Raw genomic sequence first — 14,979 nt, forward strand, 5'->3', positions numbered from 1 at the left:
GGATTTACGGCTGTGAGACGCAGCGGCGGCACGTAGTGACGATCCGTCTGCCGCCGATTGTTGGAGCTACTCAAAGCTGCGCACCCCCAACTCCGAAAATACCGCCTTCAGATCTGTAACTGTGTGGCATAGACCAAATTCCATGACACGGTATACATTTTCTAGAAAGGTAGAGTTGCCATCAACAACTTCTGTAACGGAGTAGCTAAGTATTTTAGATTCTGCATTACCGTAGGCCATGCCAACTAACTGGTAATCTTCACTCAATACGGCCGTCCCACTGAACCCCGACGGCACGGCAAAGCTCATCTCACATAATGATTTGGTTGGAAACCCGAAGGGCTCCTCAGCCAGCCGTGAGATATGACCTTTGAGGTACCTTGGGTCAACGCCGAGAATATTGTTTTCTTTCCCAGCATCAGTGTAACCAAAGGCACCGACGTCAACACCTAATGCGAATGCCCCAGCATATGGCTTCAAGAATTCGGTTTTCCGTCCGGTCACAACGGTCCCAATCGCAATATCATATATTTCGTGGCATATTACGTTCTGGATTCGATGATAATCCCCTGCAGTGGGACCTTTCATTTGGCCGACATATAGATGCTGACCTTCAGTTATTGCCTCTGCTACATGTTTGCAAGTGGTAAAGCCACCTGCGCTGTTGATGTAGAATCCGGTGCCAAGGAATCTTCCCACCTTCATGGTATTTCCGGCACTAGGAGTACCTGAAATAATCGGGAAGACATAATCACCTCCAATATCGAACATACTCATTTAGTTGTTTTCCTTTTCTGCTCCAACATATAGTTGGACTGCGTATTAGCCGTAATGTTTTACGGGCGGTTCGCAAATCATGCTCTGATGTTCAAACAGAGGACGGCAAATATGGTAGATGTGATCAAAGGCGCCATCAACATGAGGAGCAATAGGAAGGAAGGTCGCTGTTGCTCTGTTCCTACATCATGCAATACAGACACCAAAGATTGATGATTAGGCTCTAGTCGGTCACGGTCTTCTGCAACTGCTCCTCGGTCAGCATGCCGGATCGAATGAGCAGGAAGGCTGTCTTCACCCGTGCCTTCATGGGTTCTACCGCAACCTTGGCATCACAGAGAAGGCGTGTCTTGAGGGACTTGACGAGGTGGCGGCGGTTCCCGAAATGGGATCTGATGTCGGTGGGAATCGTAATATAGAAGTAGTAGAAAGATCCTCTGCGGTACAGGAATTCGGCAACAGAAACCATGCGTCCACCCTCCCAAAGTCGTACACTCGATAGTACACATTGGAAAGCTGGGTCATGCGTCAACCTGCAACAGCCTTAAATCACTAAACAAAACTGGCCATCAAATCCCGAGGGTCAAGCTACTTCAACCGCACCAAGGAGCGCTTCTTTCCGGACGGGTTCGAGAAGGGGTGGCCTATTTCAGGTACTTAGCGATTTCTAGTCAGGACTGCATGGGTCCAACTCTCCGTTTCTGGTAGTACAATTAATAGTACACTTTGTCAAGGGGTGGCAATTAGAAGCCTCCAACCACTATCACGACATTGTCTGGCTCCGACTCCCGAGACCTCCGCATTCACGTTCTGGAGCCAGCCCCTGCCGCAGGACATACTTGCTCCTGCGGCAGGGGGCTGGACGACGCAGAGATGATCTGAAGCTCCAGTGAACGAAGTCTTGTGATGAGTCACGCCAGCAATCTTTCAAAGTAGAGAAAAATATAATAGGAGCATCACCGGGCCCGTGTTATCGTGAAGTCAGTTGCGAATGCAGTCGCTGATGAAAGACGAGACAAACAGCAGGTCTGATCACCCCGCCACATAGTTCCTCGCAGTTCCAGTAGCTCCCTCTCAACACATATCAATATGGGAAATCTGGGCCAGTACGCCATCACTGGTCGTTGCAGACTTGCGTCTTGCGTCCACACAGCTGCTCGGGACACCTGTATCCAGACACCCAACTCAAAAGGAGAAAATTTAATATGCAATCATCCGAAAGTATAGAAATTCATTTCAATCACAACGCCCCGGCAAGCCACGAATTCCTGTTGGAGCCTCGTCAAGCACCTCTGTCCAGCAGGATCCGTCAACTAACCCAAGATCTGGAGGTGGATATATCAAACCAACCGGACGAACCGAACGAATTCGAAACCCGAGAGTGGGAAGAGGACTTCGAGGCCAAAGCAGATGCACTGAGCGGCATGTTCCAGCAAGCCATGAACGAAGAGCTGTACATCGAGCTGTTCGGTTCGTTGGAGTCGAAGTGCCACGTGCTGGCCGACGAACGTAAGAAGACGGCGAAGTCTTTTTACGACTTGGACAGAATCATCCAAGAACACAACGATGTGCTTCTGTACAACCAAGAGTTCGTCGGAGTCTTGATAGACCCTCAAACCAAAGAAAAGAAATGGTATCCCAAAGACTATGATGCTCTGGTCAAATTTAGATGTTTTGTAGACGACATCGACAAAGTGAATGCAGGTAACATACAGGCTGTCATAGATATGATAATGACAGCCCCTATACTTCCGAACTACATCAACCTCACTGGCAATGGAATACACCTATACTTCCTGTTTGATGCAACCCATGACATGAAACATTCAGCATGGCGAATGGCATACGTCAACGATACGACCATAGAGTCTGAACGAAATGTTTATATAAACGTCAAGCAAGAAATGATCAAGTGGTTCAAAGGTTCAACAGCCTACTCTGATGTGAGCAACCATCTGGCTCAACCATCGAGATTGGCTGGATCGAAGACCAAGAATCGGAACAAACGAACAATCCTGTTCAAAGTATCGGACACCAAGTACAGCATTCAGCATATAGCTGGATTGTTCAATATCGACCTGCCGGATGAGGAGAGCATCCGCCAGTGGAAGAAGAAGGTGGACGCTGACAAGAAACGCTGGAAAAAGGCGAAGGGACAATCTAATCACGTCGCTACGTTACTAGATTTTACAGACCCCGACGACGCCTCTGGCAACGATATGGTTCACCTTTCCCGTGCAGTCGTAAGCTGTACAGACATGGCTCCAGACGTCGATCACGCCAACCCGAACAGCAAGTACAGATTTGACTTCACCGAGGTGGTGCAACGAGTTCTGAGCGACTACACGGAGCACATGAACTCACCGGAGGAGAAGTTACTAGAACGCTTCCGTCGACTTCGTGCGGAGTCCAAAGCCAAGGCTGAAGCCGATCCTCGCCGCCAGCAGCGAAAGATAGCGGGACGAAGAGGGTTGGAGAGCCAGTACAACCAGTTCAAACAACAGATGTTCAATGGAGTCCATGGTGGTAATCGAGCCAATGCCCTCCATATCTTCTGGAGCCGAGCAGCAGCATATCAAAAGAATGAGGATGTCATCTTCACTGACTTCTGCGATCTCTTGAGTTTGTGTAATTCAATGAGGGGTAAGAAGATCACAGAAAAGCAGGTCAGTAAGATCCTGTGTGGTCCACGAATAAAATATCCAGATGATTCTATATTCAAGAGGACAGGAATCATGATTGTGATGACTAACAGTAAAAATAAAGAGAGACAGAAGCGTAAAGATAATAAGACAAAGAAGTGGGAATTGATACTGAAGATCTGCGAATCAGAATTGCTGGAGAACGATAGACTAAGTGACCGACAGCTTACAACAAAAATCAACGCATTTGGTATTCCAGTTTCCAACAAAACCATATCATCCAGCTTGAAAATCAAAGAACTTAGAGCGAAGTTGAACCTACAGTAGCATGTCTATCTCTCTTCCTACCCGAGAGACATTTTTTACACACAAATCGGATCATATCTTGGATCTCTGACTGTGTAATTCTTGTCTATCAGGTAGGGAGAGAGATATAGAAACAATCTAGCTGTACTCCCCTGCCTGATGGTTCCCAGCGACGATCACCATATCACTGAACCTTGGTTCAAGATCCCACTGTCCAATCAGAGTACGATCAGTTGGACGTCAGGTGAGTGTGAAAATAGTGTCAGATATATGTGGATATTGGGTAAATTTGACACTTGTGGCAAAATGTTATAGACTCCAGCTTGACAGAATTCAGGTTGGAGGTGCTTGCTATGAACGGTCAGCGGCTCGGATATATCAGGGTTAGTACAATTTCGCAGAATACTGATCGCCAGTTGGATGGTGTCGAGCTGGACGAGAGGTTCATCGACAAGGTATCGGGGAAAGACACGAATCGACCTGAACTAGTGCGACTGCTGGGACATGCAAGGAGGGGAGATCACATCGTCGTCCATGCTCTTGATCGTCTAGCTCGCAACCTCGATGACCTCAGGAAGATCGTGAAGACCCTGACCGCCAAGGGAGTCACAATCGAGTTCAGGAAGGAGAACCTGATCTTCTCCGGTGACGACTCACCCATGTCGACATTACTGCTCTCGGTGATGGGTGCGTTCGCAGAGTTCGAAAGATCATTGATCAAGGAACGCCAGCTCGAAGGTATCGCCATAGCCAAACAGAAAGGAAAGTTCAGAGGACGTCAGCGGACTATGACCGACGATCGGATCGCTGAGATCAAGAGACGGGTTGAAACTGGCGAGAAGAAGGCGGTCATCGCAAGGGATCTGGGTATCAGCCGTGAGACACTGTACCAGTATCTGCGGACGGGGTAGATGGCTACGTCGCAAAGAATTAAAGGAAGCTGACGGCTCAGGCGAAGTAAACTCACTCGGGAAATCAGGTGCATAGTCTATGCGAAAACACGAGTGATTGCCTTGCGTTAATTCTCTTTGGCTCGTCCAGTTTTTCTTGATTTACGTTTACAAATGATGCAGTATCTCCGCATCTCGTAACAGTTTGCTGTGCTAGACCATAATTCTGAAAGAGGGAGGCCACGATTGATTTCTTTCACTTACGTTGACAACTCAAACGTTTTCATTGAAGGACAGAGAGTAGCTGCTGTCGCAAACGGACGCTCGCCTGATATTTATCATGCGATGAATAACAAAATCTTTGACCATACTTGGAACATTGATTATGGAAAATTGCATGATCTGGTTTGCGGAGATTCAACTGGTATAGGTTGTGCCAAATTGTGGGGATCTCCTCCACCGAGCGACACGTTCTGGAAAAAAGTTGAAAACGAGGGCTTTGAAGTAACTACCTTTGATAAAAACGCTGCAGGAAAGGAAAAGAAGGTAGATGTTGCCATTGCCCACCAAGTCACTAAAGATGCATATACCAAGATTGACAAGGGTACTAGCGAAATAATACTTGTTGCCGGAGATCGAGATTTCGTACCTGTAATTGAAGATCTCGTTTCCGAAGGCTTTCGGGTCACCGTTGTTTTTTGGAATCATGCCGCACAAGAACTAAAGGATGCTGCAACACACTTTGTTAGTCTTGATGGTCACGTTGCTGATCTGAAGATATAATTGGACTTGCGTCGATAAGATTACCGAGCTGGACGTGGCCAGATCTCATTTCGGATCTGGCTTCGTTTGTTTAACTTTCAGCTTGCTACTCGTTCGGCAAGGGCTGCTTTGGTCACGATCCTCTTCTGTGTAACACTTGGATCACTACTCCCACTCCCCATGCGCCAACCGCGCTCCGTTCAACTCTTTTAAGTATTATATCCCAAGGGACATGTACTGGTCAGTCAGCGGCGTTCACCACTCCGTATGCAAGCGCTCCAGCATCCTCAACTAGTCGTCCTTCATCATTTGGCTGTAGTGATAGCTGCACAACCCGTCAAATTCCTGATCGTATGGCCCAAGGGATTCGCCGCAGACTCCGCACTCCACGAAAGCAAGACCTGCACCGCAGGCCGCACAGAGATCTTCTTCCACGATGAAAGTTTCCCTGTCACATTCAGGACAAGTTTGGATAGGAGAATCTCCACCATCTTTGAGTGTGTGAAAGATCTCGGAACCGAAACACTCATCGAGAGCTTCCTCTGCCATGTCTTCAACTGTGGTGATATGACCGCATGACGAACATGAGAATTCCATTTCAAAGATCGAAGAGACGCTTGTCCCAGTTGGCTTCACTAGTGCGGAATGACATTCTGGACATCGCAGATACTCCGCCATGGCAGTCATCCCATCGCTATCCCAAGAGATCCCCTTCATAAGCTCCCTGCACTCTTCCAGTTGCCGCTGGTAGACCTCTGCTACCTCGAGAAGAACGCTCCACGTCTCTTCTCCTAGTAGATCTACCAGCTCATATCCAAGCTGTTTCGTAACGAAATTCTGGATGATTATGAAGGAATCAGCCAGAAGCTCCCTCATTCGATCAGCAGATTCTGTTGTACAGTAGTGCTCGATGGCGTTTCGGATGGCGACAACCTTTTCAAACCTACTCCATTCGGTCTGGATATTAAGAGAAGCAAACCTGTCTTTGATCTGCTGGACATCAACCGTCTTTTTCCCTTCTCCTCGAAAGACCACAATTCCATTTGCATCGAATTCAGGCTGAACTCTCTGCTTAATTAAGACTTCATCTGATCCCGCTGGAGATAGCTGTCTCAGCTTCTCCTTGAACAGCAGGAGGATACCAGCCGTCACATTTCTGATCGCTGAGAGTACCCGTCGGCTGTCGCTTGATTGGAAGTCTTCAATGCCTATCTGAATTGACTGCACTGCGTTGGTCAGGATCGTATCCATCGTTTCACCTATGTTTCCAAGGTCGGATCAGTTTTCGAGCTTCTCGTCAAGGTAGTGCAGAAGGGTGCGAGCAGCATTAATTGCTAACATAGCTTCAGGCTCTGCTAGAACCTCCTCGTTGGGGTGAGCACCGCTCGCTCTGTTTCTTAGTGTATTTAAAGAATCTATTACAGTTGACATCGCTCTGATCATCTTAAGGGCATCCTCAGAGCGATGACCGAGATGCTGAAGTGCAGGGTCATTCTCCCTAAGTAATCGAAACAAGGTCGTGATCGAGTCGCCTTCGACAAATTTGATCTTTTTACGTTCCAGAACAACTCGAAGGTAACCGTGAAACGCAGTGTGGACACGATCAATTGCGCTGGACGGACCTCGCGTCTTTATCAGTTGTTCGGCATCTTCGAGTGCTCGTTCGACAGCCTCGCTTGTAATCTTAGGTGATGGGGGCGCGACAGGTACTACTTTCTCATCAACGTCTAACCCCACAGCAATAAAGCGTGTATATGGACCAATTTCAGAAATGGTCGAACCGATATGCCGAAAAGATTCCCTTATCTCAGGAACAGCATGGATTTCTCCAAGCTCAACGTACTGATCAAGTGAGACCGTTGCGTGCAACACTGAAAACTCATCACCGAAATGGTTTGTTCCATCTAGCAACTGAAACGGATAACGCTCCAAGATCTCGGATGCTTTCACGTCACCTCTTGCACTTAACAAACGTCCCGCTGCTGACCGTAGCTTGTTCCACTCTTCCTCCACCAGCGAAGGGCTGTTAAGCTCCGTCAGGCTTGCTCCGCCACCATGAAAAAGTATCTTCATATCAGATCCTTGTGCAAAGAAAATAGGTAATGCGTACCGTCTCCCACTCTCCATGCGCCAACGGCGACCTGTTCAGCTCTTCTCGGTATTGTCGCCAAAGCGGCATGTACTGGTCCGTCAATCCAGTGTACCGCTCCGTGTACGATCATTTGAGAAGGTGAACCAGTTCATGGCCGATAACACACTCGGCATTCGCATGGGTTGGTTTGACCTTGAGTTGATCAGGAAGCCAACTCACTATCTTTCGACTTTAGTCCATCTTCAAGCTTCGAATCTGCAAACAACAACTTGATCAGTTTGCCCAGACGGTTCGCGTTCGGATCATTCGCGATATTCCTGCATGCGTGGACAAAATTATCCATGGCAGTTCCAAAGTGGTTTATGTAACTCTGCTTATCCGTACACATTTCCAGCATTCTACGCATGAATAACTGAAGGTCCGAGGTAGAACAAGTTCGAATGATCTGTTCCATATCTTGTACGGTTGCTGATTTCAGAACGGCTTCTTCTCGCATTCCCCACCCACTACTCTTGATGATATGAAGGCATGCGTCTAATGCTGTAGTACTAGTTTGAGATCGTAAATTAATAGCATTGAACTCTTCTTCGACCCGTGGATGGACTTTACGATGAAAGAAATTGTCAAGATCAACCCCAGTGAGGTTCTTTTCCCTAAATGCCTTAATCCATCTGTCTATGGCTAAGTCCGCTATTACCTTCCCATCTTGCAGCTCCGAAAGTGATTCGTGTAGCGCGGTTACCTTGTAGGCGTCAAGTAGATGAGAGTTTTCAGCAAGCTTGGTTCCTTCTAGGAGAAGTTCCGCTTCAGTTAGTGTATGCTCCCACACCATACGTTGCAAAAACTCGTTGCAGTCATTCCTCGCCGTTGTCAGATCATCTTCAGTGACATAGCGGTCAATGATCGTGGCAACACTTGATACGTCGAATAAACCCGATTGCAGGAAATCTGCAACCAAAACCTCAAATTCATCGGAGGTCAAAATACCAAGTTCTCTTAAAAGGAGTCGCCACTTGCCCTTCCGCTTGGTGTCCTCCGTGACTTTCCCCTTCTCATCCTCATGGGCTGCGATCATTTCCTCGATGTCATTACCTTGGCCCAGCACAAAATCAAAATCAGGACCATCCTCTATTCCTTTGTAATGAATGGCAGAAAGAAGGACGGTCGATGGGATGACTCGAGAAAGGACCGCCTCCTTCAAATCATTCCGGTCACCAAGGATTCTATTCACAGCTTTTATGACTTTCGAAATGATGCGAATATTAGAAAGTCCACAAGTTTCCACTACCTCACGAATTCGACCAGAGTAGTAGGAAGGGGTAAGCCCTATTGCAATGTCAAATGCTTCTGACGGGGTGGTTTTCAGGCACAGTTCATGGTCTACCACCTTCTCGCGAAGAGTGTTCCACATTGCGCGATCCTTTAGTTGATCGCTATTGAGGATTAAGATGAAACGGGAGCCATACTGCTGAGTGAACTCATCTATAAAACCAAGCACCTCCTCAATATTAAGCTTTTCATGCTTCCGTTCAATATCATCGAGGACAATGAGTTTTCCCTTTAACATCGACGGAGCGACGACCAGTCCCAAATCGTTAAGGGCTCCAAACCCCTTATGAACCCCCTCCAGCACCTTTACACCTGCTTTTATTGCTGACTTGGTGCTAGCCTTTAGTGCGGGTATGGTCCCCTGTATCAATTTAATCTTAACTTGTTCAATGGTGGAAAGACCGAACAGTGACGCAAAGAGGGCACCTGCGATCTTTGGGTCTTCAGATGCAGCCTTCACCTCATTCCACATGTAACTTTTGCCCGTACCCCACTTACCCGTTAACGCTATGACACTAATGTCGGCGTCTGCTAATAGTTGAGTAAGATGTTCCTTGGTGGCCTTCAAAGACATGTTCTATCCTTTGGACACTGTACCGCCATCACGGTGACCTTCACGTTATATCCCAACTGCTCGTCACTGATCAGCCCAACAATTATATTCGCCTCTGCAGCAACGTATTCGTGGATGACTCTGCTGGCGTCATCAAAATCATCCATGGTGAGTGTGGACGACCCATGAACATTCACAAGGACTCCCGCCGCCTGAGCTAGGGGCACACCCTGCTCCTCCAGTCGCTCGATGGCACCCTTCGCTGCCGTGACCGCTCTAGACTCACCGGAACCAACTCCGACGCCAAGCCTTCCCACACTTCCTTCCCGCAATATCGCTGCAACATCTGCGAAATCGATACAAATCCCAGTTTGGTACGTGATTAGGTTAGTGATGGATGCAACCATGTGTCGTATCGCATACCCTGCAAGCGCGTCGCCTTCCGGTATGATCGGTTCAGGTTGGGATGGTAGGGAGCGACCAGAGACGGCGAAGATGGAGTCGTACCATTGCTCCTCTCCTGCAAGGCGTTCTGGGAGGAATATTTCTGCAGCTAGAGGGGCTATTGCAATCGTGAGTACACCAGCACCGCAGGATGCCCTGCCAACCATTTGGGCCATGGCTGCGCACTCGGGATTATCCAGTTCGGTTAAGATGAAGACGAGGTCGCTCTGCTGCAGGGAGGAGAGAAGCGACGGGATCAGTTCACTTTGTTCGGTGATGAGTGATGCTGTGACCTCGTAGCAGGTGATCCCACGCAGGTTACGTGATAACAGCCTTGCCACGCTTGCACTGAATTCCCCAATCCCTATCGCGCTGATCCGTGGATCAGTGTCAAGTTCGGGATCAATGGCAGAGGAATGAGCAGTTGTGGTGGGCAGTGGTGTTGCTGGGTGGGCTATCACCGACCAATGTGTCGCTACCTGAGCCATACTGGATGTGAGTGCTGCTGAAAACTGCGTCATTCCTACCTCATGTGTATCTGCTGGGGACGTTCATCTTCCTGTAAAATATCGAGTAGGCACAAGTAACACATCTCCAATTTCCTTACTGTTCAAGCTTCAGCCAGCTATCCCTATCACGTAGTGGGTATTCCGTTCATGGCATTCTTCAGCACCATGCTCGGCTTGAACGCCAGCACTCTCCTCGCATTAATGGTGATCTCCTCCCCCGTCTGGGGATTTCTTCCTCGACGGTCGTCCTTCTCTTTCACGATGAAAGAACCGAACCCAGACACCTTCAGGATCTCTCCGTTCGTCAGCGTAGTCTTCATGATGTCGAGCACCGTTTCGACGAGATCCATGCTCTCTGCCTTGGTGAATCCATTTCTCTTTGCTAATCGTTCGACAATATCTGCTTTGGTCATTGTGATTCCCTTCTTCACTATCATATAATATTAGCAGGTTACTTCGCAAAACTGCTGAAGAATACGCTGGCTGATATTGTAAGTCAAGCCGAGGTTGCTCCGCTCAGTCGACTGACAGATCCGGCGGCATCACTCATCACCGTCAATCTCCCGAACTCAAATCCCATATCGCATGTACACGTCTGGTCCATTAGAATTCTTCAAATGCATCTCCGTATTTGCTATGATGCTCGGCATCTTTACCTGTGTACTGCCAGAAGGGGATTGAATGAATGGCAAACGCGAGAAAAAATGTATTAGCTGGTCGCTTAGCCGAACATCTAGTGTGTGCAGAACTGGCTCGGCTGGGCCTTATAGCAACGACATTTACACATAATATCCCCGTCTACGACATCCTTGCAACAGATGAACGATGTCAAACTGTTCCGATCCAAGTAAAGGCAACTAGAGACCGATATTGGAGAAGCAGCGCGACAAGCTGGATGCATGTCGATATGTGTAAAACGAGCAAGCTTCAAATAATCAATGGACTGAAAGATCTTCATCCACTTAATCCAATATGGGTATGTGTAGCCTTAGGTGCTTCAAGATTAGCTGATCAATTCTTTGTCCTTGCGGAGGCTGATCTTCAGAGTGTCATTTTCAAAAACTATTCCCAAGAGTTAGGTGGATATGCAGGACGAAGACTTAAAACTGGGAAGCGGTTGATTGCTGGTGGGGCATTGAAGATATTGCTGCGTTCAAAGACAGATGGGATATCATCAAAAACAGGTTGGCGACCAAGTAGTGTTGGAACGTACCCTACGGGAGTAATATGCGATGAATTTGGCCGTTTTAATTGTAATACTTGTTCTAATTGCTGTACTGGCCGCTTTAAAGGCTAAATCGCCCTCGAAGGATGACCGTCTATCCTTCGCCAGTAGAGAAACTTTATTTTCGCCAGCAGAGCGGTCGTTCCTCGGGGTGCTCGATCAAGCTCTGGACCGTAGGTACAGGGTATTCGGCAAAGTACGGCTTGGAGATCTCGTTAAACCAGCAAAGGGATTGTCCAAAGGTAAGTGCACCACTGCGTTGAACAAGGTGAACCAGAAGCACGTTGACTTCGTGGTCTGCTCTGCAATGGACCTTGCAGTCGTCGGCGTGGTTGAACTGGACGATCAGTCGCATGGGCGGGAAGATCGAGCGGGAAGGGATGCTTTTGTTGATCATGTGTTGAGCGATGCGGGTATACCCATTTCTCGATTCTCAGCGAAAAGAGGCTACCAGATCCAAGAGGTGAGAGCCAAGCTGGTCGAGACGTTTAAACTCGCCGTGACCTCGCCCACAGTGGCTACAGTTCAAGATTCTGCTCCTCCACAACCGAGGTCAATCACTCTAACTGGACCGACACTCGCTACTGCATCCCCCGAAACAAAGGATGCGTCTCCGATCTGTGAAAAGTGCGGTACAGATATGGTCCGGCGACAGTCCAAGAATGGACTGCATGCTGGAAAGTTCTTCTGGGCATGCTCGACATTCCCGAAGTGCAGACAGGTGGTGCCAATAACGGAAGAGTAAGGTGCTGAAACAATGACTAAAAAGAGTTGCATCTTTTGTGGTAGCGAATATGGCTCGATAGAATTCGCAGACGAGCATGTTTTTCCCGACGCTATAGGCGGCCTTCTGGTATTGAAAGACAAGGTCTGTAAACCGTGTAATGATAAATTAGGTCACAGTGTTGATGCACACTTAGTGAATCATGGTCTCGTATCATTCCTAAGGTTGCATTACGGGCTGAAAGGTAAATCAGGTAAGGTACCAAACCCATTTGAAAGAGGTGTGCTAAAAGACGACCCAAAACAGCAAATTCGTTATGAATTTACAGACGATGGAAAACCCAAAAGGACCTACTTAGTCCCGCAAGTGTCTGCTATTAAAGATGGTGAAGCTCTCAAAGTATCGTTTAGTATCGATGAATCTGATCGAGGGAGTATACCCTCAATCATGAGAAAAATAGCCAATCGACACAATGTCCATATATCAGATGATCATATCAAGGAAGTTTTGAATATACCGAGTCAGGAATCTAATCCCACAATTAAAAGCTCAATGAAGCTGGATTTTGAAAAATATAGAAAGGCAATCATAAAGATTGGATACGAGCTAGGATGTTACTGGCTGGGTGATGAGTACTATCATGATCCAGTTGCCACATCGATAAGGGAGGTGATTTTTAGTAATGCACCGCTATATGAAGACGCTCAACGCCTCCTACTGTCTGGCAAAATAGGATTTATTGACGGCGAACCTGACTTTCCATTCCTAAGCGACAACAAAGCCTGTCATATCGCATTCTGCCATCCTCAAAGTGACTTTATCTCCTGTTATGTCAGAGTATTTAAGTTATTTGAAGGCCACGTACTTTTGTCAAGATGTCCAGCAAAATATCCAACTTTCGAAGGCGCTTTTATAGAGATTAATGTCGAGAACAAATCAATGCGTGAACTTCCATTTCTTGAGGAAGTCTATTGTGCGTCTAGGAACCACAATCGAGCAGATCGGTAAGGTAGCGAGAACATTTCTGGTGTTTGAAGGTCACTCTAAATCATCTCAGATATGCAGAGACAGTCGACTCGGACCGTGCTGGGGAGCAGCCTCGGGAGGTCCAAGCTGGAAGGAAGGGGAGGTGAAATCATGGCTCTGTTAGCGGAGGGGGCGTCTTTGTCAACGACTGCTCGGACACTGAAGGTGAGCAGACCTGCCCTGACCGATTTCATTAGGTCGAGAAACCTGTCTGTTCAGCCGCTTCAAGTCCTCGTATAAAACGCTTCGTGGCCAGCAGGTTACCTGCTGGCCACGAAGCACCCGTCATTCTTTTATTTGCTACTTCCCCTCTCTCAAGAACAGCGCATCCAGTGCTCTGTCGTGCTCTCTATCAATTCTCAGAATTTCTTCGGAAATCTCGAACATTTTCAATTGTAGATTCAACTCTTGAATGCCTCTCAGGTACTCTAGCAACGTCTCTGTCTTACGTTGTCTAATCGCAACATATTCCCGTGGTGGTGTTACTTCCTGATTTTGAACGTTATCCATCTTGTGTCTCCTGATGTAATCGGTTTATAGTGGTCGTGCCATGAATTCATCAAACTGCCTATCATGTTCTGCCTTGATTCGTGCTTCAGTTTGTTCGGTTTCCATTCGTTTCAAAATCTCGTTGAGCGCCATATCTTGTTCCTGAAACTCATTCAAAATTTGGGTTTTGAGTATCATTACTTCTTCTACTGTCTTGGGGTTATAACGTATCCTTGACGCTAAAACCGATATGTATTGTCTGTTGTCCATTGTTATCTCCTTCGCGATTCGATGTGATTGTTCTTGCTAGTATTTATACGTACATGTTTTCCATTTTTGAAAAGTTTGAGCTGTGTGTCAGCCAATCGATGCCAGCTCAGTGAAACTGTACCCCCTACCTTCCAAACAATTTCTCTATGTGGTAGTGTGGTCGGAGATCAGGAGGTTGCGCAACAATTCGATACGGATCATTAATTGGTCATCGTTTTGGTGCCTTGACGCGAGTAAGGAGTGAGAGAATGTGCGGTGGGCGTACACTTACCATAGGAGACATCCACGGGTGCGCACAAACCTTCTGTCGGCTTCTGGAGATCGTTCAACTGGAGAAGAGCGACACGCTGTATCTGCTGGGCGATATGATTGATCGTGGACCCGATTCGTATGGTGTGATCGAGACGATCCTCGATCTTCAGATGGAGGGTTACGACATTCGTCCAATCCGTGGGAACCATGAGGATATGATGCTGCTCGCAGTCCAAAGTTCTGTATTCGAGGACTTACTGGAATGGTTGGAGCAGGGAGGAGATGCGACGTTGCGGAGCTATTGTGTGAATCATACCCAGTTCTTGCCCGAAGAGCATCTTCGGTTTCTGGAAGGTTTGCCGCTGTACCGCATTACCGATAAGTTCGTCTTCGCTCACGCAGGAATCGATTGCACACTGGATGATCCTTTCTCGCCCCATGGCCGTCATCACATTCTTTGGGATCGTTCAGGGATCATCGACGTCGGGAAACTTGCTGGGCGGCGCGTTGTGAGCGGCCATACGACTCGGAAACTCGACGATATAAGAAAGAGCCTGCGGCGGAACCATATACGAATCGACAACGGCGTCTATATCAGTGGGGTCGAGGGGAAAGGCAACCTTGTTTGTGTCGATCTGGAGTCCCAACAGATGTGGGTTCAAGCATGCATTGATGAAATCTCACATTGA

The 14,979-nt window shown here is 47.6% G+C and carries 16 protein-coding genes; 7 read left to right on the plus strand and 9 right to left on the minus strand.

Features of this window, described 5'->3' with window-relative positions; genetic code table 11:
• Nucleotides 1–66: 66 nt before the first annotated feature.
• On the minus strand, nucleotides 67–777 hold the full coding sequence (locus tag KP001_RS11900; protein WP_217285862.1) for a S1 family peptidase: 711 nt from the start codon (nucleotides 775–777) through the stop codon (nucleotides 67–69).
• 223 nt (nucleotides 778–1,000) lie between these two features.
• The gene (locus KP001_RS11905) at nucleotides 1,001–1,246 is read right to left on the minus strand and encodes a DUF6538 domain-containing protein (RefSeq protein WP_217285863.1); all 246 of its coding nucleotides are present in this window, start codon (nucleotides 1,244–1,246) and stop codon (nucleotides 1,001–1,003) included.
• A 736-nt stretch (nucleotides 1,247–1,982) separates the two neighbouring features.
• Here KP001_RS11905 and KP001_RS11910 point away from each other — a divergent pair.
• The 3 genes from KP001_RS11910 to KP001_RS11920 all read left to right on the plus strand — a co-directional run bounded on the left by KP001_RS11910 (nucleotide 1,983) and on the right by KP001_RS11920 (nucleotide 5,398).
• Nucleotides 1,983–3,746, plus strand: a complete 1,764-nt coding sequence (locus KP001_RS11910) for a hypothetical protein (protein WP_217285864.1) — start codon at nucleotides 1,983–1,985, stop codon at nucleotides 3,744–3,746.
• Nucleotides 3,747–4,078: 332 nt separating this feature from the next.
• Nucleotides 4,079–4,636: a recombinase family protein gene (locus KP001_RS11915; protein ID WP_217285865.1), complete on the plus strand. Its 558-nt coding sequence runs from the start codon at nucleotides 4,079–4,081 to the stop codon at nucleotides 4,634–4,636.
• A gap of 225 nt (nucleotides 4,637–4,861) precedes the next feature.
• Nucleotides 4,862–5,398, plus strand: a complete 537-nt coding sequence (locus tag KP001_RS11920; RefSeq protein ID WP_217285866.1) for an NYN domain-containing protein — start codon at nucleotides 4,862–4,864, stop codon at nucleotides 5,396–5,398.
• Between the two features lie 270 nt (nucleotides 5,399–5,668).
• On the opposite strand, the gene KP001_RS11925 is transcribed toward KP001_RS11920, so the two are convergent.
• From KP001_RS11925 to KP001_RS11945, 5 genes are all read right to left on the minus strand, one after another.
• The gene (locus tag KP001_RS11925; protein ID WP_217285867.1) at nucleotides 5,669–6,628 is read right to left on the minus strand and encodes a hypothetical protein; all 960 of its coding nucleotides are present in this window, start codon (nucleotides 6,626–6,628) and stop codon (nucleotides 5,669–5,671) included.
• Nucleotides 6,629–6,655: 27 nt separating this feature from the next.
• On the minus strand, nucleotides 6,656–7,450 hold the full coding sequence (locus KP001_RS11930; protein WP_217285868.1) for an abortive infection family protein: 795 nt from the start codon (nucleotides 7,448–7,450) through the stop codon (nucleotides 6,656–6,658).
• A 221-nt stretch (nucleotides 7,451–7,671) separates the two neighbouring features.
• Nucleotides 7,672–9,372, minus strand: a complete 1,701-nt coding sequence (locus tag KP001_RS11935) for a P-loop NTPase fold protein (RefSeq protein ID WP_217285869.1) — start codon at nucleotides 9,370–9,372, stop codon at nucleotides 7,672–7,674.
• On the minus strand, nucleotides 9,363–10,316 hold the full coding sequence (locus KP001_RS11940; RefSeq protein ID WP_217285870.1) for an FtsZ/tubulin family protein: 954 nt from the start codon (nucleotides 10,314–10,316) through the stop codon (nucleotides 9,363–9,365). Before KP001_RS11940 ends, KP001_RS11935 begins: the two co-directional genes overlap by 10 nt.
• A gap of 113 nt (nucleotides 10,317–10,429) precedes the next feature.
• Nucleotides 10,430–10,741: an integration host factor subunit alpha gene (locus KP001_RS11945; protein WP_302466929.1), complete on the minus strand. Its 312-nt coding sequence runs from the start codon at nucleotides 10,739–10,741 to the stop codon at nucleotides 10,430–10,432.
• Between the two features lie 248 nt (nucleotides 10,742–10,989).
• Here KP001_RS11945 and KP001_RS11950 point away from each other — a divergent pair, with 248 nt between their 5' ends.
• Genes KP001_RS11950 through KP001_RS11960 form a run of 3 tightly spaced genes read left to right on the plus strand, consistent with a single transcriptional unit; the run spans nucleotide 10,990 to nucleotide 13,261 of the window.
• Nucleotides 10,990–11,601, plus strand: a complete 612-nt coding sequence (locus KP001_RS11950; protein ID WP_217285872.1) for a hypothetical protein — start codon at nucleotides 10,990–10,992, stop codon at nucleotides 11,599–11,601.
• Entirely contained in the window at nucleotides 11,537–12,274 is a 738-nt protein-coding gene (locus tag KP001_RS11955) for a DUF2726 domain-containing protein (RefSeq protein ID WP_217285873.1), read from the plus strand. Before KP001_RS11950 ends, KP001_RS11955 begins: the two co-directional genes overlap by 65 nt.
• A gap of 12 nt (nucleotides 12,275–12,286) precedes the next feature.
• The gene (locus KP001_RS11960; RefSeq protein ID WP_217285874.1) at nucleotides 12,287–13,261 is read left to right on the plus strand and encodes an HNH endonuclease; all 975 of its coding nucleotides are present in this window, start codon (nucleotides 12,287–12,289) and stop codon (nucleotides 13,259–13,261) included.
• 318 nt (nucleotides 13,262–13,579) lie between these two features.
• Here KP001_RS11960 and KP001_RS11965 read toward each other — a convergent pair whose 3' ends face one another.
• Both KP001_RS11965 and KP001_RS11970 read right to left on the minus strand, forming a co-directional pair.
• Nucleotides 13,580–13,789: a hypothetical protein gene (locus KP001_RS11965; protein ID WP_217285875.1), complete on the minus strand. Its 210-nt coding sequence runs from the start codon at nucleotides 13,787–13,789 to the stop codon at nucleotides 13,580–13,582.
• Between the two features lie 24 nt (nucleotides 13,790–13,813).
• Nucleotides 13,814–14,038, minus strand: coding sequence for a hypothetical protein (locus KP001_RS11970; protein WP_217285876.1), 225 nt, complete (start codon nucleotides 14,036–14,038; stop codon nucleotides 13,814–13,816).
• Nucleotides 14,039–14,286: 248 nt separating this feature from the next.
• Here KP001_RS11970 and KP001_RS11975 point away from each other — a divergent pair, with 248 nt between their 5' ends.
• A complete protein-coding gene (locus KP001_RS11975) occupies nucleotides 14,287–14,979 on the plus strand; it encodes a metallophosphoesterase family protein (RefSeq protein ID WP_217285877.1) in 693 nt (230 codons plus the stop codon).

It is taken from the genome of Geomonas subterranea (assembly GCF_019063845.1).
GTDB lineage: Bacteria > Desulfobacterota > Desulfuromonadia > Geobacterales > Geobacteraceae > Geomonas > Geomonas subterranea.

Excerpts from the sequence above, each read along its gene's own strand:
- KP001_RS11900 (WP_217285862.1), bottom strand. The coding sequence starts at position 777 with ATGAGTATGTTCGATATTGGAGGTGATTATGTCTTCCCGATTATTTCA.
- KP001_RS11905 (WP_217285863.1), bottom strand. The coding sequence starts at position 1,246 with ATGGTTTCTGTTGCCGAATTCCTGTACCGCAGAGGATCTTTCTACTAC.
- KP001_RS11910 (WP_217285864.1), top strand. The coding sequence starts at position 1,983 with ATGCAATCATCCGAAAGTATAGAAATTCATTTCAATCACAACGCCCCG.
- KP001_RS11915 (WP_217285865.1), top strand. The coding sequence starts at position 4,079 with ATGAACGGTCAGCGGCTCGGATATATCAGGGTTAGTACAATTTCGCAG.
- KP001_RS11925 (WP_217285867.1), bottom strand. The coding sequence starts at position 6,628 with ATGGATACGATCCTGACCAACGCAGTGCAGTCAATTCAGATAGGCATT.
- KP001_RS11930 (WP_217285868.1), bottom strand. The coding sequence starts at position 7,450 with ATGAAGATACTTTTTCATGGTGGCGGAGCAAGCCTGACGGAGCTTAAC.
- KP001_RS11935 (WP_217285869.1), bottom strand. The coding sequence starts at position 9,372 with ATGTCTTTGAAGGCCACCAAGGAACATCTTACTCAACTATTAGCAGAC.
- KP001_RS11940 (WP_217285870.1), bottom strand. The coding sequence starts at position 10,316 with ATGACGCAGTTTTCAGCAGCACTCACATCCAGTATGGCTCAGGTAGCG.
- KP001_RS11945 (WP_302466929.1), bottom strand. The coding sequence starts at position 10,741 with ATGATAGTGAAGAAGGGAATCACAATGACCAAAGCAGATATTGTCGAA.
- KP001_RS11950 (WP_217285872.1), top strand. The coding sequence starts at position 10,990 with ATGGCAAACGCGAGAAAAAATGTATTAGCTGGTCGCTTAGCCGAACAT.
- KP001_RS11955 (WP_217285873.1), top strand. The coding sequence starts at position 11,537 with ATGAATTTGGCCGTTTTAATTGTAATACTTGTTCTAATTGCTGTACTG.
- KP001_RS11960 (WP_217285874.1), top strand. The coding sequence starts at position 12,287 with ATGACTAAAAAGAGTTGCATCTTTTGTGGTAGCGAATATGGCTCGATA.
- KP001_RS11965 (WP_217285875.1), bottom strand. The coding sequence starts at position 13,789 with ATGGATAACGTTCAAAATCAGGAAGTAACACCACCACGGGAATATGTT.
- KP001_RS11970 (WP_217285876.1), bottom strand. The coding sequence starts at position 14,038 with ATGGACAACAGACAATACATATCGGTTTTAGCGTCAAGGATACGTTAT.
- KP001_RS11975 (WP_217285877.1), top strand. The coding sequence starts at position 14,287 with ATGTGCGGTGGGCGTACACTTACCATAGGAGACATCCACGGGTGCGCA.